Raw genomic sequence first — 22,316 nt, forward strand, 5'->3', positions numbered from 1 at the left:
CTTTGGTCGCGGGCGCCGCGGCGCGCCGCGCTCCGTTCACCCGACATGATCAAACGCGATGAACGCGGCCTTGCAACATTAGGCGCGGGCCTGCTCATGTGCAGTGCACGCATAGCTGCATTGCACAATAATTGTTTTCCAGGTGGTCAAAAATCAGGCATAGAGCACATAGCTGATGCACATGGCGGTTCTCCTCCCAATGCCGCCGCAGCAGCTGTTCCCCTCTGGAGGTTTATTGACCTTCACACCTTTATGGGCCGCGGTTTTCCGTCGGCCCTTTTTTCTTTTCTGGTCGTTCTTCTTTTCCGCTCAAACCGCGCCGCCGATGTGCCGTGCCAATTGCGTTTGCGCAAGACGCGTTCTGTAATGCCCTCGTCCTGGTGGGTGGAGGCAGAGCGCGTGGAACCGACACATCTGTTTGAACTGGTGATTGGCATGTTCGTGGCGATCATCGCGCTGCACTATGTCGCCCACAGGTTCGGTTTGCCGCCGTCTGTGGCGCTGCTTGCCGGCGGCGCGCTGCTCGCCTTCGTGCCGGGCCTGCCGGCGATCGAAGTCGATCCCGAACTGGTGCTCGTCATCTTCCTGCCGCCGCTGCTGCTCGACGGCGCATGGACGATCGCCGTCGGCCGGCTGCGCCGGCATCTGATCGGCATCGCCTCGCTGGCGATCGGCGCGGTGTTCTTCACCTGCGCCGTCGTCGCCATGGTCACGCACCTGCTTTTCCCCTCGCTCCCGTGGGCCGCCTGCGCAGCACTCGGGGCGATCGTGTCGCCACCCGACGCGGTCTCGGCGCGCGCCGTGCTGCAGCGGGTGCGGCTGCCGCGGCGGCTGCAAATCCTGCTGGAAGGGGAAAGCCTGCTCAACGACGCGAGCGGCCTGGTGCTCTTCCGCTTCGCGATTGCCGCCGGCGTCACCGGCGCCTTCAGCGCGAGCGAGGCGGTCGGCAGCTTCTTCGTGCTGGCGATCGGCGGCGCCCTCATCGGTACCGCCATCGGCACGGCCTGGGTCCTGGTGGCGCGTCGCCTCGGCGACGAATATCTGATCATCGCTGCCACGGCCTTGCTTTCCTGGACGTCCTACCTGCTCGGCGAGTACCTGCATGTCTCAGGCGTCATCGCCACGGTCACCACCGGACTGATCGCAAGCTGGCATCAGCATACCGTGCTCTCGGCGGCAACACGCATGCGCGGCACATCGTTCTGGACCGTCATCGTCTTCCTGATGGAGGCGGCCGTCTTCATCCTGATCGGCCTGTCGCTACGCGGTGTCGTCGAGCGGGGAGGCGGCTTCGATATCGTTGCCGCCACCATGTGGTGGCCGATCCTCGTCATTCTCGTGGCGCTTTCCGTCGCGCGCTTTGCCTGGGTGTTTGGCTCGGACCTCTTCATCCGCCTCGGCAATGCCCTGGGCATTGAGCGCTATCGGCCGCTCGGCGCGCGCGCCGCAACGGTGGTCTCCTGGGCGGGTGTCCGCGGCGTCGTCACGCTGGCTCTCGCCCTCAGCATTCCCGAGGGCTTTCCCGGTCGCGACTTCATCCTGGTCACGTCCTTTGCCGTCATCCTGGGGACGGTGCTCGTCCAGGGCATGACACTCGGGCAGGTGATCGCATGGGCCGGGCTCGTCGAGCCGCCATCGGAAAAGGCGCGCCTCAGCATGAGCCAGGCCGAGGCGGCCATGGCGCAGGCGCAACTCGTGACCATTCAGAGCCGGGCCTATGACGACGGCGGCAATCTCATCCACCCGCAACTGCTCGACCGGTACCAGCGCCGGGCGGTGTCGATCGTCGATTATGCCGAACGCACGGAGCACTACACGCCCATCCTGCATGCCCATTTCGATGTCGTGCTCGAAGCGGTCGCAACCGGGCGGCGCGAACTCATCCGGCTCCATCGCACCGGCGAGATCGACGACGAGACATTGCATGAATTGGAGCGCGACCTCGATCTTGAAGAACTGAGCGCGCTCGCCGCCAAGGCATGAGGCGCGCTTCCAAGCGGTTGCGGTGAACGGGCGCCAGCAGTCGCGGACGCCGTTTTGTTTCAGGCGAACCGGATCGCGTTTCTGGCGCGTGCCTTGGCCGCTTCTTCCTCGCGGTTGCGCGGCGGCTGCGATGTTTCAAGCGAACTGAGCAATTCCTGGGCGCAGGCGGCGATCGCGTTGACCGCGTGCTCGAAGGCCGCCTCGTTGCGCTTGGCCGGCTTGGTCGTTCCGCTCAGTTTGCGCACGAACTGCAACGCGGCGTCATGGATCTCCGCGTCCGTGGCTGGCGGCTCGAAATTGAACAGGGGTTTGATGTTTCGGCACATGACGGGCTCCCGGTCCTCTGCGGTCTCGCTCCTGGTGAGGCCCGGATCTTAATGTCCGTTCCTCATTGGCGGAAGACCTTTAGCGCCCTTCTCCGGCGGTCCGGCTGTCGGGCGCCTCTGTCAGGAGCTTCTGCCGTTCTGTGCCAGGCGCATGCCGGCCGCACGTCCGCCGCTCGGCACCACGACGATCTGCTTGACCTTGCCCTGTTTGAAGGCCGTCAGGAAGCGCTGATAGTCGGCGAAGGCGACGCACCCATGGGATTCGGCGCGCTTGCCGCGCAGCAGGTAGCTGTGGGTCAGGAAGCCGTCGCGGCCGTGCTTGTTCTTTCCGTCGATCGGCAGCATGCGGATCGCCTCGACCCCATGGAAGCGCGTCTCGCGCATCTTGAGGTTATAGGTGTGCGGCGGGGTCGGCCCGGTCATCTTGACGTCCACGTAGCGCGGATTGTCGGCCATCTTGCCGATGCCGGAATGGGCCTCGAGCACACTGCCGTCGGGCATGTAAACCTTGGCGGCGGTGATGTCGTAGACGGCAACGCCGTTTCCGGCCTTCGCACTGCTGCCGAAAATGTTTCGCAGCGCCTGGCCGAAGCCGGTGCCGGAAGTGTTCTCCGTCGGATCTTCCGGTCGGGTGTAGGCGACCTTCGGCTTTGCCGGCACTTCGCGTTCGTCAGGCTTCCCGGTCTCCTCGGCCTTGATCGCGGCCTCGACTTCGGCCTGCTTGCCTGCGGGCTTCGCGGGTTCAGGCGCCGGCTTCTGGGCCTGTTCGTTGCGCGGGCGGAATTGGGGCATGGGCCCGACAGATGGCGTGTCCTCGGGGCTCGGCAGTGCGGCCGTGTCATCAGCCGTGTCCGGTTCCGGCTGCTCTGCGACATCGTCCTCGACAGGTGCGGTCAGCACGGCGGAAAACGCGTTGTCGTCCACGTGGCTCTGGGAGGGGGTGGCATAGGCAAGCTGCACCGCGGGCTTGTCGGTGGAACCGGTGCTCATTGGAGCGAAGCGTTCCGGTGCGGGCAGGCTCACCGTCGGGCTCTGGTGGTGCGACTGTGCGGAAGCGGCAGGGGCGGAATTGCTTGCGAGCTTTTCGGATGCCAAGACCGCTTGTTTCACGGCCGCTGCGATGCGCGCGCTCTTGCCGAGCATTTCGGCATCTCTCGGGAATTCTGGATCGTGCGCAAACCGCGCTTCGCTGGGGGCCAGGCTGGCGACCACGACCGGCTGTGCCGCGGCGGCCGCGACGAGCCGTGTCGCCTGGTTGATCCTGGCATGTTTGTCCCAGGCGCGCTCTTTGGTCTTCTCGGCCAAATGGAGCTGCGGCTTGGGCAACAGGCGGCCCGAACCATGCGCGAAGGAGTTGCCCATCGCGGCCATGCTGACAAGCGACCACGCAGCCGCGCCGACAAGAGCGGTGCCGCAGCAAGTGATCAGCAATGGACGCAACAGACGATTCAAAGACTGTGGGCGAATGATCTTACTCAACAACGCAAATCAAGCCAGAAATTCACGCAAAAGGCCCTCAGGCCGGCGAGCGACCACCGCTGCGCGACTTCCGGATTGTCCCCTTCTTGACGACTGATGGACAAAAGATGGAGAAGTATGGTTAAATTTTGCTTTCCAGGCGGCGAAAAGCAGCATTTTTATCAGCAGCAATCTAAAATTTTGCGCAAACCTGCGCGCGCCGCGCGTTCCCTGCTGGTAAATGCGCCTCAGGATTGTCTATTGCCTGTGAGATGGCCGAACAGGCTGAGTGCCGGCGGCGTCAATTGCCCGTCACTGCGGATGCAGACTGACAGCCTGCGCACCGCCCATGTTTCCTGCAGGTGAATGACAGAGATCCGGGCCGCTCGACGGCATCGGCGGGCCGCCTTTTCCGGCACGATGCCGACCCCCACGCCTGCGCCCGCCATCCGGCAGATGTCATCGAAGGTGCGGAGCTTCACGCGCATCTTGAGCTTCGCTCCGAGCTTGGCCGCCTGACTGTCGATGTGATCCTGCAATGCGCCGCCCGCCAGTCCGATGAATCGTTCATCGAGCAAATCGGCAAAGCGGACCTGCGTTCTCTCGATGATCGGATGGTCACGCCCGGCCACCACGACCAGACGGTCAGTCGCGAAGGGGTGCAGCGTCAGACCGCTCGCCTCCACCGCATCCGATAGAATGCCGATCTCGGTGAAGCCGGCAGCGACGCTCCTGGCGATCTCGACGCTTTGCCGTTCTTTCAGCTCGATGTCGATCTGCGGGTTGGCTGCCATCCAGGCCGCAAGCCTTTCGGGAATGTACTCGGTCATCGCGGCCGTATTGGCAAGAACACGAACGGTGGCGCGCACGCCCCTGGCATGGGCTCCCAGTTCGCTGCGCATCTGCACCGTCTGGCGGATGATCATGCGCGCATGGTGGACGAGCGCTTCGCCCGCCTCCGTTGGGCTGACACCGCGTCGCCCTCTCGTCAGCAGGGTTACGTCGCCCGCGGCCTCCATGGCGCGCAGCCGCTCGCTCGCCGCCGGTAGGGAAAGCCCGACCTCCTGCGCCCCATGGGTGATACTGCCGGCGTCCACGACGGCGAGAAACAGGCGAAGATCGTTGAGGTCGAAGGGCATGCGGCAAGGATAATCGACAATCAGACTTCGGACCAGCCGAAGTCTGACATCGGCACTTCCGCATTGTCTATGCCGACGAACCGGATATGCCGGTCTCATGTTCGACGTGTCGTTTTCTTTCCTGCTGGCCGTTGCCGCGACGTTTTTCGTCGCCGGCCTCGTCAAGGGCGTAACCGGAATGGGTCTGCCAACGGTGGCGATGGGCGCTCTGGGCGCCCTGATTTCTCCGGTCGCGGCGGCAAGCCTGCTGGTCGTTCCGTCCTTCGTGACCAATGTCTGGCAGCTTCTGGCAGGATCCGCCATCCTGCCGCTCGCGCGCCGGTTCTGGCCGATGATGCTGGCGATCGTTGCGGGCACACTCTTCGGTTCCGCATGGCTGGTCGGCGGCGACACGCGGCTGACCACCGCGGCGCTCGGGGCAGCACTCGTCATCTATTCCGGCTGCGCGCTGCTCGCTCCGCCGTTCCGCATCTCTGGACGGCAGGAACGGTGGCTGGCGCCGATTGTCGGAATGCTGACCGGCCTGGTGACCGGCTGCACCGGGGTCTTCGTCATTCCGGCCGTGCCCTATCTGCAAGCCCTCGGCCTTGCGAAGGATGACCTCGTGCAGGCTTTGGGGCTTTCCTTCACGGTTTCGACCATCGCACTGGCGGTCGGGCTTGGCGCCCAGGGCACCTTCCGTGCCGAAACCCTTGCGCTTTCCGGGGTCGCCGTCGTTCCGGCCCTTGCTGGAATGTGGGCCGGCCAACGGCTCCGCAGCCGGGTGAGCGCTCAGGGCTTCCGTCGCGGCTTCCTGGCCTGCCTGTTCCTTCTGGGCATGGAGATGGCTTTGAGGCCGGTGTTTTGATACGAAGGCATCGTTGGAAAAGCGATGGCTCGCTTCGTTTCGCCTATTCCCCTTTGGTCGGCAACCGGTAGATCTCGGTCTGTTCCGTCCGCCCGGAAAGGCAGTGTTTGCCAAGCGGCGTGAGATCCGAACGGTCTTCGGTAAGGAACTCGAATGTCTGTCCGCTCAGAAGTACGACGATCTCTTCGTTCGGCGCCACCGACTTGCCGAGCTGCTCCAGACGGTTGCTGACGTTTACCGCGTCGCCGACGATGGTGTAGGCCGAGCGTCCGCTCATGCCGATATTGCCCGAGACGACCGGACCGGAATGGACGCCGATGCGCACGCGCAGCGGCGACAGGCCTTTCTTGAGCCGGTCAGCATTATCGGCTGCGACGGCGAGGGCAATGGCGCGCGCGGCGCGAATGGCGCGATCGGCATGATCCTGCTGATCGTCGGGGGCACCCCAGAACGCCATCACGCAATCGCCGATGAACTTGTCGATTGTGCCGCCTTCATCCTCGATGCACTGGCCGAGCAGGTCGAAATGCCTGTTCAGCAGTGCGGCGACTTCGGCAGCGCTGGTCTTTTCTGCGGTGGCGGTGAAATCGACCACGTCGGTAAACATGATGGTCACCGTTCGCTGCGTCGAGGCGAGGTTTCCGCTTCCCAGCAGATGGCGCACCAGTTTCTTTGGAACGTAGGTTTCCAGCCAGCGCAGTCCGGTCAGCATTGTATTGTAGGCCCGCGCCTGCTCGTTCAGTTCGGTGAAGAGGCTTCCCGGCAGAGGATGAAGCGCTGCGAAGTCGAGCATGCCGACGGCGCGGACTTCATGCGCCATGCTGGTGACCGGGCGAACGATGAGGCGGCTGACGACCCATGCGATGATGATCGCCGCGAGCATAACCACGAGATCGGCTACGCCGGCGCGCAGGAGGTCCCATATCGGCTTCTCCAGGGATTCGATCGGTATCTCGACGCCGACGACGAGAGGGGCCGGTGCATAACCTTTGATCTCGCGGGTGAGAATGACGCGATCCTTGTCGCCGACCTCCACGAAGCGCGCTTCCAGCGCGGAATCATGGAAGGTCTGAGGCTCCTCCGCCCACAGTGTGGCAAGGAACGGATCGCCGAGTTCGCCAAGCTTCGGCAGCCGGTGCTCCGCCGACAGGAGCGGATGGCCCGCTGCCATCATCGGATGGGCGAGCACCTGATCGCGGCCATAAAGGACGAAGGGCGTCGTCCCTGGGTTCGAGACGGCGATCTGACGCAGAAAGTCCGAAATCGCATCAACCGTGATCGTTGCGCGGAAGACGCCGGCAAACTGATCCCCGACGCTCGCCGGTTGCTGCCGGTTCGTGACCGAGGTGCGTATGGCCGGATCCGGAACGAAGTAGACCGGCCCCCATTGGGCCTTGCCGCTGCGGCGCGCCTCGTCCACCTCCGCACGCTCGTTGTCGGTCCTGATCGTGTCGGCGAAAGAAAAGACGCCCTTGGGACCCTGGGTCACGCCAAAGATTTCGCCATTCGGTTTGACGAAGGAGAGCACGCGAACTTGCGGGGTTGCCGCAAGCGCGCCCGTCATCACCCGCTCCAGTGCCAGCGGATCGGCGGGATCGAGGCGTCCGGCCGCGACCTCCTTTGCCAGGAAGGCCAGTTGGTCTTCAACCGGCGCAAACCGGCTGCCGATCTTCGTCTGGACGGCGTCGAGGCCGAGATGGGCCGATTGGGCGAGCAATTCCCGCGTCGCGCCGGCCGACATGTACCAGACGACCGAGAGAATGACCGCGGCGGTCAGGGCCACCAGCGCCGCCATCACTATCGCCAGCGTGCGCGACAGGGAGATGGTTCGCTTTCGTGTGTCGGCGACGGCCGCTCCGGTCGTGTCCACAGACATGCCTCAAGTTGCAAACGGCACCACGGCTGACGTGGTGCTCGCAGGGATAAAGTTGTTCTAACGATTCTTGCCCTTTTTCCAAGCAGACCGCGTCTGGTCGGAAGGGCGAAGGCTGCGACCTGATGTGCATCGCAATGGAGCGCTTTTGTGACGCCGACACGGATTGCCGCCACGCTCGGCCGCCCGCCACGCCCTGGTTCAAGGGCGTTTCGGCGGAAGGCGATCAGCGATCCGCGGCGAGCCGCTGGCTGATCGGCGCGAACTCCGGCGTCGCCTTGCGCGGCGTCGTGTCGCGCTCGTTGGCTTCCATCTGCTGCCAGTATTTCCAGCCGACGGTCTTCGAGCCGAGCTCGTAGTCCATGCCATCCCAGGCATCCTCGCGGAAACTGTAGAAGGCCCAGTGCAGATCGTCCTTGTCGAGCGCGGTCAACACATCCTCGAGATAGGTCCTGCAGCCAGCCCACCGGCGCATGCAGCCAAACTCGCCGGCGACGAGACGGTTGAGCGGCACGTCCTTGTCCTTGGCCCATTGCACCGGCTTTGCCAGATAGCCGGCCAGTCGCGCCTTGTCCCAGGTCTCTTCACCTTCGCCAAAGGGCACTGAGCCCGGATAGGCATAGGGCTTGTCGCGCTTGATGTTGGGGGCGCTCGTGGCCGCATAGGGCTCGTACATGTGAAAGCTGTAGAGAATCTTCTGGTCCGTGAGAGCCGATGGCCAATAGGAAAACGCATCCGCCGCCGCATACCAGCCCGCATCCGCCATCACAGGGGTCGCGGGGTCGACCTCGCGAATGGCGGCGATGACGGTCTCATAGAAGGCCCTGAGATCCGCGGCGCTGCCTTGCTTTCCGTCGTACCAGGCCTGCATCGCCTGCGGGTCGGCGTGCTCGGCAAGTCCGTTGTTCTTTTCCGGCGCCGGCTCGTTGACGATATTGTAGGCGGCAACGGCCGGGTGGTCCTTCAGCTCCCGCGCCAGATCCCGCCAGAAGTTCGCCGCCTGGTCCCACCAGATCTTGTCTCGCCAGAGCCGACCGTCGAACTTGTTGCCGTTGTTCTGGGCCCAGCGCATGCCTGGCAGCGACAGCGGCGCGATGACCACTTTGAGGCCCGCCTTGTCGGCGCGGTCGAGCGTCTCCTTGAGCGTTTCGAGATCAGCGGCAGGAATGCCCGTATATTGGTCCGCGTCGCCGATCAGGTAGTCGCGCTTTGCCGGTTTCCATTTGTCGTAGGAGAGGCGCACCCAGGTGGCGCCGTAACCCGCCAGCGCCTTGAAATAGGCTTGGTCCGGCGGGAGGCGATTGAAGCTGTTGCCGCCGTGCTGTGGCTTGTCCCAGAAGGTCATGAGATCGGCGGCAGTGGCCGAGCCGGCGAGGCTGAAAGCGAAGAGGGTGGCGGCAATCAGGCGCATGAGGTCGGTCCTTCTGGCTCTGGTTGAGATGCGCCGGTAACCTACCGATGCATCGCATGGCCGATGTTCCCCAGGGAACAGTGCAAGTTCTGTCGATCGGAGCCGGTTGGATCCCATACGCGTCGTGCCATGCACCATCGGCGGGGTGCGCGATTACGGGCGGCTGAATGTTTCGGCGAGAAAATCGAGAAACGCGCGGATCTTCGGCGCAACGTGCTGCCGGGAGGGATAGATGGCGTAGAGCGTGGTTTCGACCGTATCCCAGTCGGAAAGCACGCGCTGCAGTCGACCGCTTTTCAGATCGTCCTCGACATAGGGACGGGGTATCAGGCTGACCCCGAAGCCGGCGCGCAGCGCATCGCGCACGGCAAGGCTTGATGTTACCGAATAGCGCGGCTTCACGGCCACCTTCTCCGTTCGGCTGCCCTTGCGAAACTCCCACAAGTCCGCATGGCCGGAGAGGCTGAAACGGATACAGTTGTGCGATTTCAGGTCAGCGGGATCCGTCGGTTCTCCGTGGGCTTCGAAGTAAGCCGGTGCCGAACAGAGGACATGTGGCATGACCGCGAGTTTCCTGGCGATCAGGCTTGAATCCTCCAGCTTGTCGCTGCCGCGGATGGCCAGATCGAACCCCTCCTGCACGATATCGACGCGCCTGTCGTCAAGGTGCAGGTCGAGCCTGAGGTCCGGGTAGCGGGACAGGAACTCTGGGATGACGGAGGAAAGGCGCATGAGTGTTACCGTCATCGGAGCGGCAACACGCAGCGTCCCGCCCGGCGCCTGGCGGACGGGCGAGAGTGCGGCGTCGGCATCCTTCAGCGCATCCAGCCCGCGCGCGACGTGTTCGAGATAGAGCTTCCCCTCGTCCGTCAGCGCCATGCGCCGTGTGGTCCGGTTGATGAGCCGCGTGCCGACGCTGGCTTCGAGCTCGGCAACGTTCTTGCTGATCGCGGCCGGCGACAGGCCGAGCTTGCGCCCAGCCTCCGCGAAACTGCTGAGTTCGGCCACATGGCGGAAGACCTGGAGGGCGGTGTAGCGATCCACAATAATTTTCCATTGGTGAATGATGTCTTTTGAAATGGCCATATTATCAATGAATGGTGAATTCAATACGGTCGGTCCGACAGATATTCGATCGGACTGAAAGAATGACACATCCCATGATCGCCCTTATCGAACAGCGCGTCTCCGCCAATCGGTTCGATTCGACCCATACATTGGCGGACGCGGAAATCGAGCAACTGGTCCGTCTCGCGACCCGCGCGCCAACGGCCTACAATCTGCAGAACTGGCGGTTCATCGCCGTGCGCACGCCGGAAGGAAAAGCCAGGCTGCGCAATGTGGCGCACGGGCAAGCCAAGGTCTCGGACGCTGCCGTGACCTTCATCATCTGCGGCCTGCTGCCCGATCACGAGACGCTGCCCGCACGACTGCGCCCCTTCGTCGATACCGGTTACATGCCGACCGAAATGGCCTCCGGTTGGCAGGAGGCTGTCCGGGCCCAATATGCCGACGCAAAGGTTGCCCGCGATGAGGCCATGCGGTCGGCCAGTCTGGGTGCCACGACCCTGATCTTTGCAGCCGAAGCGTTGGGATTGTCTACCGGTCCAATGGGCGGGTTCGATGCCGAAGGCGTCGCCCGCGAGTTCAACCTGACGCCCAGCGAACTGCCCACAATGCTTCTCGCGGTCGGCCGCGCCGTTCCCGGAAATTGGCCGCAAAAGCCCCGCAGGCCGCTTGGCGAGGTCCTTCAGTTCTCATGAAAACAGACGTTTCCGATATCGCCATCACGGCAATCGCCCCCGTCATCTGGGGCAGCACCTATATTGTTGCCACCCAGTTCATACAGGGCTTTTCTCCGCTGACGGTCGCGCTGTTGCGGGCTTTGCCGGCGGGCTTGCTGCTCCTCCTGATCGTCCGGCGGCTGCCGCGCGGCATCTGGTGGATTCGCGCCTTCGTGCTCGGCGCTCTCAACATCTCGATCTTCCTGAGCATGCTGTTCGTCGCGGCCTACCGCCTGCCGGGTGGCGTCGCGGCAACCGTCGCGGCGGTCCAGCCGCTGATCGTCGTTTTCATTGCAGCGCTCCTTCTTAAGGCGCCGATCCGTCCGGTGTCCCTCGTTGCGGCTATTGTCGGCATTGTCGGCGTCGGGCTTCTGGTCCTGACGCCGCAAGCCGCGCTGGACGAGATCGGCATTGCCGCGGGCCTTGCCGGCGCGCTATCCATGGCCTTTGGCAATGTCCTGGCGCGAAAGTGGAAGTCGACGGAATCGCTGCTTACATCGACGGCGTGGCAGTTGACCGCCGGTGGCTTGCTCCTCATCCCCATCGCCCTTGCCTTCGAGCCGCCGGTGCCGTTCCCGACCGTTCCCAACCTGCTGGCTCTCGCCTGGCTGAGCCTGATCGGCGCGGCGCTCACCTATGTTCTCTGGTTTCGGGGCATCGGGCGACTGGAGTCCGCAGCAGTGTCAGCGCTTCTCTTCCTTAGCCCGCTGACGGCTGTGCTGCTCGGATGGGTGTTCCTGGACCAGTCCTTGAGCGCGCCTCAGAGTGTCGGCGTCCTTTTGGTCGTCGGCAGCATCTGGCTTGGTCAACGGGCTCCCGCTCGATCATAGACATCGAGTTGGAAATCGACGATCCCGGCCTATACTCCCTGGCATGCGGAGGGGGCGGGCGTCGTGAAAATTGGAGTGTTCGGTGCCGGTGCGGTCGGCGGTTTTATCGGCGGGTGCCTTCTGGCTGGCGGGGCAGAGGTGATTTTCGTCGGCCGGACGGCGCGCGGTGCTGCCTGGCAAGGAGATGGATTGCGTCTGACCGATCTGGATGGGCGTGACGATTTCGTCGCGCCTGAGCGGATCGTCTACTCCGATGCAGCTTCCTCCCTGGCGGGCTGCGGCCTCGTCCTCCTGACGGTCAAATCGGGGCAGACGGTCCAGGCGGCGGCGGAACTCTCACCGGTGCTGCGCACCGGCGTTCCGGTTCTCAGCCTGCAGAACGGTGTCGGCAACAGCACCACGCTGCAGACCTTGTTGCCGTCTGCACGGATCCTGCGCGGCATGGTTCCCTTCAACGTAACGGCACCCGGGCCGGCGCATCTGCATCGTGCGACGGAGGGCAATATTGCCGTCGAGGACGACCCGCTGATGGCAGCGGCAGTGCCGTTCTTCAAGGCCGCGGGGCTGGCTCTCGAGCTGCGTCGCGACATGGAGGCGGTGCAGTGGGCAAAGCTGCTGATGAACCTCAACAACGCAATTAATGCGCTCTCCGGTCTGCCCCTGCGCGAGCAGCTGCAGACGCGGGACTTTCGCCTCTGCCTGGCGCTCGCCCAACGCGAGGCATTGGGGCTGCTGGCCGCGGAGGGGCGCATCCGTCCGGCGCGGCTGACACCGCTCCCGCCGAACTGGTTACCCCTCGTCCTGAGCCTGTCGGACGCCCTGTTTCGCGCGATGGCCGGTCGCATGCTGAAGATCGACGCGACGGCGCGCTCTTCGATGGCCGACGACCTTGAAGCCGGCCGTTTTCCCGAAGTGGATTGGATCAACGGTGCGGTCGTCGCGCTCGCCGCCAAGCTCGGCCGGCGGGCGCCGGTCAATGAACGGCTTTGTGGGCTGGTCAAGGAAGCGGCGACCACTGGGCGCAAGACGTGGGAGGCAGACGCGCTACTTGCCGAGCTCAGGCAGGGCGTGCACTAAGGGTACATTGCCCCTGCTGGATCGGTAGTCGCCGCAACGAATTATCCCCCACGCCAATCGACGCGAGGGACAATATTCTCCGCACTGTTGTCTGATTCTTGAAAGCGGCGTCTCAATCGTCGTCGGACGATGAGTTCGACGAGGAATTGGAGGACGAGTTCGACGAGGAGTTGCTCGAGCTGTTCGAGCTTGAGTTGCTCGACGAATTGGAGCTGCTATTCGAGCTTGAGTTCGAACTCGAATTCGAGCTTGAGTTCCGCGAAGAGTTCGATGAGCTGTTGGCACTGCGGTTGGAGCTCCAGCTTCCGCCGTCGTCCCGGCTGGAGCGCGCATGGCTCTTGCCGTTGCCGGTCGCCTTTTGCAGGAAGCGGGTAACCGGGTCGTCGTCGGCGACGGCAGGTGCGGGGCCTGCCGCGCCAACCACCAGGAATGCACTCAGAACTGCGAGGACCTTTTTCATCACGTTTCTCCTTCGTGGGGACAGCCTCGTTGACTGCAAGGGAGGAACGTCGGCCGAACATGCTTATTCCCAGGAAAACAGAAGTTTTTTCAATGATATAGGTGGTCTATATTCGGCATGGAAGCACCGCCGCCGTCGCCGGGTGCGGCGTCGCTGAACCGTCTTCGGCAGGCTCGGCTTAGCGCTGCGCGCGGGCGAACTTTCTGTACCAGCCGTCGGAAGCAAGCGTCTTGCGGAGGATCGTCTTGCGGACCGTCCCCTCCGTTTCACTTTCGCCGCGAATGTCCGCGTCGAGATCGGATGTTTCTCGGTGGAAGGGGATGAGCTGAGCGATGGGTGTGCCACGCTCCAGTACATGCAACCCGTCCGCACCGGTGGCGAAGAACGGGAAGTGGATTTCCGATTGGTAAGTGTCCGTATCGACGACCCCAGCGACGATCTCGAACACGCCGTTCGGCCGGTTGAGCGGCGGCACGAAGAGGCAACTCCAGCCGGGCGGCGTACGGATGGTCCAGTAGTTGTGGAACTTGCAGGGCGGCAACGGCGCGCGCGGATTGCCCGCGACCTGATGGCTGGCATGGTTGCTCACCATCGTCCGGTCGAAATCCCAGCCGCAATCGACCTGCCGGCCGCCCTCTGAAATCTCCATGCGCACGGTGGCCGCAAGCCCGATGACCCAGCCGGCTGCCATGGCATCCAGGAAGGGCATGCAGCGCTTGACCGTGATGCCGCTGCTCGTCGGCGAGACATGGTTTTCATCGATGGCCGGCAGCTTTCGGAACCAATCGGGTAGCGCAGTCTTGGCGCGGACAGGCGCCGGAATCACACCTTCGTCTTGCCCGCGGCAGAGAAAGGTCAGCCGGGGCTGCGGTTTCTTCAGAAGGGCGAGTGCCATCGCTGTTCTCCTCATGACAGATGCGGGAAGAACGGCGAAGAGGAGAAATTATTCCCGGCGTTTGCGAAAAATGGTGGCGGCGCGCGCCAGCAGGTGGGCGGAAGGGCAACCGACTTCTGGGACCGAGACCGCACTCAAGTCCTGATACCGATCCATCTTTTCGACCGTCAGGTGACGTGATACCAATCCGGTGAGGGATAACCGAAGCTCGCGCCCCGAAACCCCATAACGCAACTCGCCGCAAGACCGCGAAGGATCACCGTCCTTCCGCGCAAGGCGGCAATGCATGGGGATGGTGGCATGAACCCGCGTCTATTTCTTCTGGCTCTGGCGACCTTCGCAACCGGGACCGCCGAGAACATCGTCATCGGCATCCTCCCCGATGTCGCCAAAGGACTTTCCGTCTCGGTCGGCCTTGCCGGTCAGTTGACGGCGGTCTTTTCAGTCGCGTTTGCGCTGAGCGCCCCAGCGGCGCAATTGCTGACGGTGCGTCTGGAGCGCAGGACGATCTTTTTGTCTGCGCTTGCGCTGTTCGTAGCAAGCAACATTGCCGCAGCGCTGAGCCCGAATTTCGCGGTGCTGTTTATCGCCCGCATTGCGATGGCGATGGCCAGCGCGACCGTCTGTCTGGTCGCAACCATGCTCGCGACGGAGCTGGCGGGGCCTGGCATGCGCGGCCGCGCCATCGGCGTCATCTTCATGGGCATCAGCGGCTCGATGGTGCTGGGCGTTCCGGTCGGCATGGTCGTCTCCGGCCTCTTTGGTTGGCGCAGCGTATTCGTGGCGCTCGCCCTGTTTGTCCTGCTGATCTTCGTCGTCTGCTACGTCAGCCTCAAGCCTTCAGGCCGGCGGCCGCAAGGTGCGTCTGGCTATTGGCAGCATCTCAGGTCCCTGCCGCTCCTGGCCGGGCAGCTAGTTTCGATATTGATGATCGGCGGTCATTTTGTCCTCTTCGCTTATCTCGCTCCCTACATCACCGACCGTGTCGGTCTCGGCCGGGCGGAATTCGTGCTGGCCTTCGTCGCCTTCGGCGTGGCGGGGGTCAGCGGCGGTTATCTCGGCGGCTGGCTTGCGGATGCCGCAACGCCGCGCCGCGCGATCGTCGTTGCGCCTTTCGCATATCTGCTGGCCTTGCTCGTCATCCCGCTGGCATCATCGACCCCTTGGGCCTTCATTGCCGTCATGATGGTGTGGGGGTGCATCAGCTGGATGATCTCGCCGGTGGTGCAGAGTTTCCTGATGGCGACCGGTCCCGATACGGCGGAGGCGGGGGTTGGTCTCAATCTCTCGGCGATGCATGTGGGCGTCGCGCTCGGCACGGCCGTCGGCGGGCTCACTCTGGAGTCCCTGTCGCCGCAGGCCCTGCCGCCGGTGGCAGCCATGGTGGCCGGCGCGGCGGTGGCGGTGAGCTTGCTGGCGGTGCGGCGAAGCCGGAGCGCGAGGCATGGCGGCCGCTACGCCCCGTCTTGTTCCGAGCAAACAGGGTCAGGTTTGTGAGCCGGATCGGGGAGCCGACTGCGCTTTTCGAAATTCTTCAAAAAAATGGGGTTGCGCTCTTGAACGGCGAAATTCGGCAACCCATCTCTCGCCCAACCCGCTGGTCCGGGCCCCTCTGGCGAGAGCTTCGGCACTCTTGCGATGTCGGACCTTATTCCGACAACATGTGCCGATTGGGGACCCGTCTGTGGACTTTTCCTTCATGTCTGTAATGTGGCTGGGAACGCCACTGTGGCTGTGGGCGAGCTTTTTCGCCCTGGTGATCGCTATCCTGTCGTTCGACCTTGGTATTCTCCATAAGGAGAACAAGGAGATCAACGTTGCCGAAAGCGTCAAGCTTTCCGCCTTCTATATCGCCCTCGGCCTGAGCTTCGGCGGCTTCGTCTGGTGGTATCTCGGTGCCGAGTCCGGCCTTGCCTATATGACCGGCTTCGTGGTCGAAAAGACCCTGGCGCTCGACAACGTCTTCGTCATCGCCCTGATCTTCTCCTTCTTCGCCGTCCCGCGCATCTACCAGCACCGCGTGCTCTTCTGGGGGATCCTCGGCGTTATCGTGCTGCGCGCGATCATGATCGGCGTCGGTGCGACACTCGTCGCTGAATTCTCCTGGGTTCTCTATATCTTCGCGGCGTTCCTCGTCTTCACCGGCATCAAGATGCTGGTCATGAAGGAGGCCGAGCCCGACGTTTCGGACAACATGCTGGTCCGCTTCATGCGTAGCCGCTTCAACGTCACCGAAGAGCACCATGGCGAGCGCTTCTTCGTGAAGCTTGTAAATCCCAAGACCGGCAAGATGACGTGGTTCATCACGCCCCTCTTCATGGCGCTGGTCATGGTCGAGGTGGCGGACGTGATCTTCGCCGTCGACTCGGTTCCCGCGATCTTCGCGATCACCACGGACCCGTTCATCGTCTACACGTCGAACATCTTCGCTATCCTTGGCCTGCGCGCGCTATACTTTGCTCTTGCTGCGATGATCCATCGCTTCCGCTACCTGAAGCCGGCGCTGGCCGTCGTCCTGATCTTTATCGGTTCGAAGATCTTCGTCGCCGATCTCCTGGGGCTCGAGAAGTTCCCGGCCGCGCTGTCGCTCGGCGTCACCTTCGCGATCATCGCCATGGGCGTGGTCTGGAGCCTCGTGAAGACGCGCGAAGATCAGCAGCCCGCATAACGCTGCTTCGGCAGATACAAGGAAAAAAGGCGGCACTCCGAAAGGGGCGCCGCCTTCTTCTTTGGGATTGGCGGAGAGAGGTGCGTCAGTGTCGTTCACGGCCCGAGCGCATGGATCCGCAGCGTGACGGTGCCTTCCAGAGTTTCGCCCTGTGCCAGCCTGACGAGACCGCCGCCCTCGGGCCGGCGATGGGCGTTCGGCCGGTGGCTCATCGGCTCGAAGCAGAAGAATTCGGCTTCGGTGGAGGGAGAGTAAAGCACGAAGACACCAAAGCTCTCGTCCGCATCCAGCGAAAGTGCGAGGCCGGTTTCGGGCCACTCGACGCGCATCTTTCCATCCCAGCCATCGAAGGCATTGTTCAGCCAGCCCGGCGGCAGCGGGGCGCCGGAGGTGAAGTCCCTATCGCGCGGTACAGGCTGTGCCGCACCCGGCAGGTGACCCTCCCGCTCGGTCCAGTGGCGGCTGGCATGGGCAAAAAGGCGTGTGTCCGGCGTGCGCGGAAAATAGGGATGGAGGCCCAGGCCGTAGGGGAGCGCGTCTGCTGAGTGGTTGGCGACGGTGAGCGAAAGCGTCAAGCTCGCGCCGTCGATCGTGATCGTCTGCACCGTCTCATAGGCGAAGGGCGTGGCGGCGCTTGCCGCCTGCCGGTCGTGCAGCGCAACCGAATGACGGTCCTGGCGCAAGATCGACCAACGCCGAAGCCAGCCCTCACCATGCAGAACGAGCGGATCGGCCGTGTTGGGCGCCAGCGTGTAGTCTCGTCCTTCGTAGCGGAAGCCGTTGCCTTCGATGCGGTTGCCGAAGGGTACGAGCGGAAAGCAGGCTTCGGCGCCGAGCACCTGCGAGGCGAGGCCCGGTGTCGGCGTCGGCACGAGCACCGGCGCCCCGCGCCAGCGGGCTGTGAGGATCGCGCCGCCAAGCGGGCTCACCTCGACGGTGAGCCCTTCTTCGTTTTCGAGGAGGACGGTGTCGTCCGTCATGCCCCTAGCTGCGACGACCGGCGGCAGCTGAGCGCAGATTGTCGAGCAGCACCGCGAGCAGAAGGATCAGACCACGTACCACGTACTGGTAGAAGGCCTGGATGTTGAGGAGGTTCATGACGTTTTCGGCAATGCCCATGATGAGAACGCCGACGATTACGCCGGTCATGGCCGCACGGCCGCCGGCTAGCGAGACGCCGCCGAGCACGCAGGCCGAGATGACCGAGAGCTCGAGGCCGGTCGCGGCATTCGGCTGGCCCGAGGTGATACGCGAGGCGAGCAGCACACCGGCAACGGCGCAAACGAGGCCCTGCAGGGCGAAGATCCAGATGCGCATGTTTGAGACGTTGACGCCGGCAAGGCGCGAAGCCTCCGGGTTGCCGCCGATCGCGAGCGTGTTTTTGCCGAAGACGGTGCGGTTCAAGACGAAGCCGAAGACGAGGAAGAAGAAGCCCATCACCCAGATCGGCGTCGGGATGCCCAGGAACTTCGACAGCGCCAGCTGGTAGAAGCTCGGGTCGTTGATGCCGACGGCGCGGCCGTCGGAGGCAATCAGTGCGAAGCCGCGCACGATCTGCATGGTGGCAAGCGTCGTGATCAGCGCGTTGATGCGGAAATGCGCAATCACCACGCCGTTGACGAGCCCGACGAAGCTGCCGCACAGGAGTGCCGCAATCAAGCCGACGAGGATCGAGCCGGAGGCGTTGGAGGCCATGACGGCGGCCATGCCCGAGAAGGCGACGGTCGAGCCGACCGAGAGGTCGAAGTCGCGCGAGGCGAGGCAGAACATCATCGTGCAGGCGACGATGCCGATGGTCACGACCGACTGCAGCAGGCCGAGCATGTTGCGCTCGGTCAGGAAGTTCGGAACCGTCAGCGCCACGATGGCGAAGGCGACGGCGAAGATGACGACCAGACCCTGTTCGCCGAGAAGAAGTTTTTTTAGAGAAGTCATGACGGCTGAACCTGCTCGGTTGGAACATCGGGAAGGGCGGCGGCGAGGATGCGGCGTTCGTCGAAATCGGCGCGCGCGATATCGGCCGCGATGCGGCCCTGGCACATGACGAGGATGCGGTCGGTGATGCCCATCACCTCGGGCAACTCGCTGGAGATGACGACGATCGCCATGCCCTGACCGGCCAGTTCGTAGAGGATTTCGTAGATCTCCGATTTGGCGCCGACATCGATGCCGCGCGTCGGCTCGTCGATGACGAGGACTTTCACGCCTTGTTCGGAAAGCCAACGGCCGAGGATGACCTTCTGCTGGTTGCCACCGGAGAGATTGATGATGTCCTGCTTGCGCGAGGGCGTGCGCACCCGAAGCTTGGCGATGAAACGCTCGGCAAGCTCCGCTTCCTTCTTGAGATCGAGGATGCCGAAGGGCGAGAAGTGCCGGCGCGACGAAATCGCCATATTCTCCTCGATGCTGCGTCCCTGCACGATGCCGTCGAACTTGCGGTCCTCCGGGCACAGCACCATGCCGGCGCGGATCGATTGCGGCGGGCTATCTGCCGTAACGATCGCGCCGTCGATCGTCACGGTTCCCTGGTGGCGTCTGTCTGCGCCATAGACCAGCCGGGTCATCTCGCTACGGCCAGCGCCGATCAGGCCGAAAAAGCCAAGGATCTCGCCGCGCCGGACCGAGAAGCTCAAGGGTGTCTTCAGTTTCGGCCCGCAGATCGCTTCGACGCGCAGACGTTCAGCACCGAGATCGCGGTCGCGCCAGCCCCAGATATTGGAGATCTCGCGTCCGACCATCTCGGCGATGATCTGATCGCGCGTGACCTTGGAAATGTCGGGATGATGGGCGGCAAGCTTGCCGTCGCGAAGCACGGTCAGGCTGTCACAAAGCCGGAAGATCTCATCGAGCCGGTGGGACACGTAGAGGATCACAGTGCCGTTCGAACGCAGGCGATCGATCAGGGCAAAGAGGATTTCGCTCTCGCGGGACGACAGCGACGAGGTCGGCTCGTCGAGCGCAATGACGCGCGCATCGAGCATCACCGCTTTGGCGATCTCGACCATTTGGCGCTCACCGATTGAGAGCGAGGCGATCTTGGCGGACGGATCGACGTCGATGCCGATTTCCGCAAGCTTCTCGCCGACGACGCGAAGCAACTGGCGGCGATCGATGACGCCGCCCTTGCCGGGGAAGTGGCCAAGCCAGAGGTTTTCGGCGACCGTCAGTTCCGGAACGAGCTGCAGTTCCTGATGGATGACGATGACGCCGGCGCGGAAGGCATCGCGCACGGAGCGATAGCTCTGCGTCTCGCCGTCGATGCGGATATCTCCCTCGTCAGCGGACTGGTCGCCCGAGAGCAGGCGGATGAGTGTCGACTTGCCGGCGCCGTTCTCGCCCATGAGGCCATGGACGGCACCCTTGCGCACGGAAAACGAGACACCCGAGAGCGCCTGGACGCCGGGGTACCCCTTGGAGATGGATCGGAATTCGAGAAAATCTTGCATGTGCGGCTCCGAAGCGGAATGCCCGGCGTCCGAGCCGCCAAGCCGATAGAGCGGGATGGGGAAAAGTGTGCGCGGTTTTCCGCCCGCATCCCGCTCTAAACTACCAGAATCGATCACGATAATTGCCTGGGTCGGTCAGACCCAAACACTCGTGATCTCGTGTCGCAAGCAGCGATTACTCGATGCCGAGATCCTTGCGCACGGCTTCGTAGTTGTCGCGAAGCGCAAGCTGGCCGGCCGTCAGGGTCAGCTTTTCCGGTTCCTTGCCGTTGGCGATCCACTCATACATGTTGAGTGCTGTCTCGTAGCCGTGGCGCTTCGGCGAGATGATGACGGTGCCGAAGAAACCGGTGGCTGCAGGCTTCTTGAACTCGTTGATCGCCGAATCCGCGCCGCCGATGCCGACGCCGATCATGCTGTCGGCGGGAATGCCGACCGTTTCGGTCGCGCGCACGGCGCCGAGCACGGCTTCGTCGTTGAGGCCGATCGCGACCCACTTCTTGATGCCGGCGTTTTTGTTGAGCACGATCGTCGAGGCGTTGAGTGCTGCTTCCGTGTCGGTCTTGGCCTGCGGTGCATCGAAGATGTTGGCATCCGGGAAGCCGTTGGCCTTCAGCACCGAAAGCGCGCCCTCGACGCGGTCGACCGCGGTCGGCAGCTGGTCGTAGGAAACGCGGATCGCGCCGACGTCCTTCATGTCCCAGCCGCGCTTCTTGATTTCGTCGACCAGGGCCTGACCGACGGCTTCGCCGATTTTCGTCGCCGAAATGCCCATATGGGGCACGTCTTCGATCGGGCTGCCGTCTGCGTTGACCAAACGGTCGTCGACCGTCATCAGCTTGAGGTCGTTGGCGGCCGCCTTGGCGACGATGCCGGGGCCGAGCTTGACGTCAGGGGTGCAGACGATGAAGCCCTGCGCACCCTGGGCGCCGAGATTGTCGATTGCCGACTGAACCTTCTCGCCGTCTTCGGCGCCGATCTTGACGAGCGTGAAGCCCTTTTCCTTGGCGGCGACGTCGGCGAACTTCCATTCGTCCTGGAACCACGGCTCTTCCGGCTGCTTGACGATAAAGCCAATCTTGACGTCGGCAGCAAACGCCGAGGTTGCCGCGAACACGGCGACGGTACCAGCCAGAATGGCTGCCTTGATAAAGCGCATGATGTCTCTCCCTGGTGAACTGCCTCCTGCAGTGAGCATTTGTGTATGATGAATCATCATATTCGTCAATTGCCTTTGTATGATGAATGCGATAGTGATGTATAACGATAATGTGCTTCGCTGCGTTGTCGCCTTCAAGCGTCTGCGCTATGGAGCGACAGGGAGACGGAAGCGGGAGGAAAATGGCGGTGGAAGAGCAGGATTACAGCAACGGCGTGGAGGAGCGCGGCCTGCGTCGCCCTCGCGTTCAGAAGAATGTGACGCGCGCCATCGCCTCGGATATCTGCGCCGACGTCTTTCCGGTCGGCTCCTTCCTGCCGCGCGAAAACGACCTGTGCGAACGCTACGGCGTCAGCCGCACCGTCATCCGCGAAACCTTGAAGGTGCTGGAATCGAAGGGCATGGTCCGCGGCCGATCCCGGGTGGGCACGATCGTCTGCAACAAGGACGAGTGGAACATTCTGGATTCCCAGGTGCTCGAATGGATCGGCGAGCGCATCTTCGAGTTCGACCTCTTGAACTGCGTTCTGGAGGCGCGCCGGGCGATCGAGCCGGCAGCAGCGGAATTTGCGGCAGAGCGCGCCACCGTCCAGGAAATCGCCGATCTCGAGCGCGCCTGGCAGGCGATGCGTGACGGCGAGCGCGATGTCGTCGGCTTCACCGATGCCGACGTCGCCTTTCATACGTGCCTGCTCAAAGCCAGCCACAACCAGGTCTTCCTGCAGCTCGTCGGCATCATCCAGGCGGCGCTGAAGTTCTCGCTGCACGCCTCCAACGAAGTCGCCGAGCGCCGTGACGAGGCAATCGACATTCATGGTGAACTGGTCGAGGCGCTGCGCCTGCGCGACAAGGCTCGGGCGCGTGACTGTTCCACCCGCATGCTGGATCTGGCAGCACGCGACCTCAAGCTTGCCGTCGAACGTCACCGGCCCGCCCCTTCGGCGCGCTGAAACCCTTTCC

Annotated in this window: 20 protein-coding genes; 9 read left to right on the top strand and 11 right to left on the bottom strand. The window is 63.4% G+C overall.

The window, feature by feature from the left end; genetic code table 11:
• Positions 1-399: 399 nt before the first annotated feature.
• Complete coding sequence (locus I8N66_RS01415) at positions 400-1,983, top strand: Na+/H+ antiporter (RefSeq protein ID WP_291148798.1); 1,584 nt, start codon at positions 400-402, stop codon at positions 1,981-1,983.
• Positions 1,984-2,042: 59 nt separating this feature from the next.
• On the opposite strand, the gene I8N66_RS01420 is transcribed toward I8N66_RS01415, so the two are convergent.
• The 3 genes from I8N66_RS01420 to I8N66_RS01430 form a co-directional block, all read right to left on the bottom strand.
• Positions 2,043-2,309: a DUF2277 domain-containing protein gene (locus I8N66_RS01420; protein ID WP_113538434.1), complete on the bottom strand. Its 267-nt coding sequence runs from the start codon at positions 2,307-2,309 to the stop codon at positions 2,043-2,045.
• A gap of 120 nt (positions 2,310-2,429) precedes the next feature.
• Positions 2,430-3,749 (bottom strand): tlde1 domain-containing protein, encoded by a 1,320-nt coding sequence (locus I8N66_RS01425; protein ID WP_291148804.1) that lies wholly within the window; start codon positions 3,747-3,749, stop codon positions 2,430-2,432.
• A gap of 266 nt (positions 3,750-4,015) precedes the next feature.
• The gene (locus I8N66_RS01430) at positions 4,016-4,906 is read right to left on the bottom strand and encodes a LysR family transcriptional regulator (RefSeq protein ID WP_291148807.1); all 891 of its coding nucleotides are present in this window, start codon (positions 4,904-4,906) and stop codon (positions 4,016-4,018) included.
• A 97-nt stretch (positions 4,907-5,003) separates the two neighbouring features.
• Between I8N66_RS01430 and I8N66_RS01435 the strand changes: the two genes are divergently transcribed.
• Positions 5,004-5,753 (top strand): sulfite exporter TauE/SafE family protein, encoded by a 750-nt coding sequence (locus I8N66_RS01435; protein WP_291148810.1) that lies wholly within the window; start codon positions 5,004-5,006, stop codon positions 5,751-5,753.
• A 43-nt stretch (positions 5,754-5,796) separates the two neighbouring features.
• Here I8N66_RS01435 and I8N66_RS01440 read toward each other — a convergent pair whose 3' ends face one another.
• The 3 genes from I8N66_RS01440 to I8N66_RS01450 form a co-directional block, all read right to left on the bottom strand.
• Positions 5,797-7,629: an adenylate/guanylate cyclase domain-containing protein gene (locus I8N66_RS01440; protein ID WP_291148813.1), complete on the bottom strand. Its 1,833-nt coding sequence runs from the start codon at positions 7,627-7,629 to the stop codon at positions 5,797-5,799.
• 223 nt (positions 7,630-7,852) lie between these two features.
• Positions 7,853-9,037, bottom strand: a complete 1,185-nt coding sequence (locus I8N66_RS01445) for a cellulase family glycosylhydrolase (protein WP_291148816.1) — start codon at positions 9,035-9,037, stop codon at positions 7,853-7,855.
• 153 nt (positions 9,038-9,190) lie between these two features.
• Entirely contained in the window at positions 9,191-10,081 is an 891-nt protein-coding gene (locus I8N66_RS01450; protein ID WP_291148819.1) for a LysR family transcriptional regulator, read from the bottom strand.
• A 104-nt stretch (positions 10,082-10,185) separates the two neighbouring features.
• Between I8N66_RS01450 and I8N66_RS01455 the strand changes: the two genes are divergently transcribed.
• The 4 genes from I8N66_RS01455 (at position 10,186) to I8N66_RS01470 (ending at position 13,345) form a co-directional block, all read left to right on the top strand.
• Entirely contained in the window at positions 10,186-10,800 is a 615-nt protein-coding gene (locus I8N66_RS01455) for a nitroreductase family protein (RefSeq protein WP_291148822.1), read from the top strand.
• On the top strand, positions 10,797-11,651 hold the full coding sequence (locus I8N66_RS01460; protein ID WP_291148825.1) for an EamA family transporter: 855 nt from the start codon (positions 10,797-10,799) through the stop codon (positions 11,649-11,651). The genes I8N66_RS01455 and I8N66_RS01460 overlap by 4 nt, the downstream gene beginning before the upstream one ends.
• Before the next feature lie 63 nt (positions 11,652-11,714).
• Positions 11,715-12,728, top strand: coding sequence for a 2-dehydropantoate 2-reductase (locus I8N66_RS01465; RefSeq protein WP_291148828.1), 1,014 nt, complete (start codon positions 11,715-11,717; stop codon positions 12,726-12,728).
• A 98-nt stretch (positions 12,729-12,826) separates the two neighbouring features.
• Positions 12,827-13,345 (top strand): hypothetical protein, encoded by a 519-nt coding sequence (locus tag I8N66_RS01470; RefSeq protein ID WP_291148830.1) that lies wholly within the window; start codon positions 12,827-12,829, stop codon positions 13,343-13,345.
• Positions 13,346-13,366: 21 nt separating this feature from the next.
• Here I8N66_RS01470 and I8N66_RS01475 read toward each other — a convergent pair whose 3' ends face one another.
• The gene (locus tag I8N66_RS01475; RefSeq protein ID WP_291148832.1) at positions 13,367-14,083 is read right to left on the bottom strand and encodes a DUF6065 family protein; all 717 of its coding nucleotides are present in this window, start codon (positions 14,081-14,083) and stop codon (positions 13,367-13,369) included.
• Positions 14,084-14,383: 300 nt separating this feature from the next.
• Here I8N66_RS01475 and I8N66_RS01480 point away from each other — a divergent pair, with 300 nt between their 5' ends.
• Both I8N66_RS01480 and I8N66_RS01485 read left to right on the top strand, forming a co-directional pair.
• Complete coding sequence (locus I8N66_RS01480) at positions 14,384-15,580, top strand: MFS transporter (RefSeq protein WP_291148834.1); 1,197 nt, start codon at positions 14,384-14,386, stop codon at positions 15,578-15,580.
• A gap of 187 nt (positions 15,581-15,767) precedes the next feature.
• Positions 15,768-16,751: a TerC family protein gene (locus tag I8N66_RS01485; protein ID WP_291148837.1), complete on the top strand. Its 984-nt coding sequence runs from the start codon at positions 15,768-15,770 to the stop codon at positions 16,749-16,751.
• 95 nt (positions 16,752-16,846) lie between these two features.
• On the opposite strand, the gene I8N66_RS01490 is transcribed toward I8N66_RS01485, so the two are convergent.
• From I8N66_RS01490 to I8N66_RS01505, 4 genes are all read right to left on the bottom strand, one after another.
• Complete coding sequence (locus I8N66_RS01490; RefSeq protein ID WP_291148840.1) at positions 16,847-17,731, bottom strand: aldose 1-epimerase; 885 nt, start codon at positions 17,729-17,731, stop codon at positions 16,847-16,849.
• Between the two features lie 4 nt (positions 17,732-17,735).
• Positions 17,736-18,686 carry an L-arabinose ABC transporter permease AraH gene (araH, locus tag I8N66_RS01495; RefSeq protein ID WP_291148843.1) on the bottom strand — a complete coding sequence of 317 codons (951 nt, stop codon included), beginning with the start codon at positions 18,684-18,686 and terminating at the stop codon, positions 17,736-17,738.
• On the bottom strand, positions 18,683-20,197 hold the full coding sequence (gene araG, locus I8N66_RS01500) for an L-arabinose ABC transporter ATP-binding protein AraG (protein ID WP_291148846.1): 1,515 nt from the start codon (positions 20,195-20,197) through the stop codon (positions 18,683-18,685). The genes araH and araG overlap by 4 nt, the downstream gene beginning before the upstream one ends.
• Before the next feature lie 175 nt (positions 20,198-20,372).
• The gene (locus I8N66_RS01505; RefSeq protein WP_291148849.1) at positions 20,373-21,356 is read right to left on the bottom strand and encodes an arabinose ABC transporter substrate-binding protein; all 984 of its coding nucleotides are present in this window, start codon (positions 21,354-21,356) and stop codon (positions 20,373-20,375) included.
• Positions 21,357-21,538: 182 nt separating this feature from the next.
• Between I8N66_RS01505 and I8N66_RS01510 the strand changes: the two genes are divergently transcribed.
• Positions 21,539-22,306: a FadR/GntR family transcriptional regulator gene (locus tag I8N66_RS01510; RefSeq protein ID WP_291148852.1), complete on the top strand. Its 768-nt coding sequence runs from the start codon at positions 21,539-21,541 to the stop codon at positions 22,304-22,306.
• The last annotated feature ends 10 nt before the right edge of the window (positions 22,307-22,316 follow it).

Origin of the sequence: Ensifer sp. SSB1 (genome assembly GCF_016652895.1) — a bacterium.
GTDB lineage: Bacteria > Pseudomonadota > Alphaproteobacteria > Rhizobiales > Rhizobiaceae > Ensifer.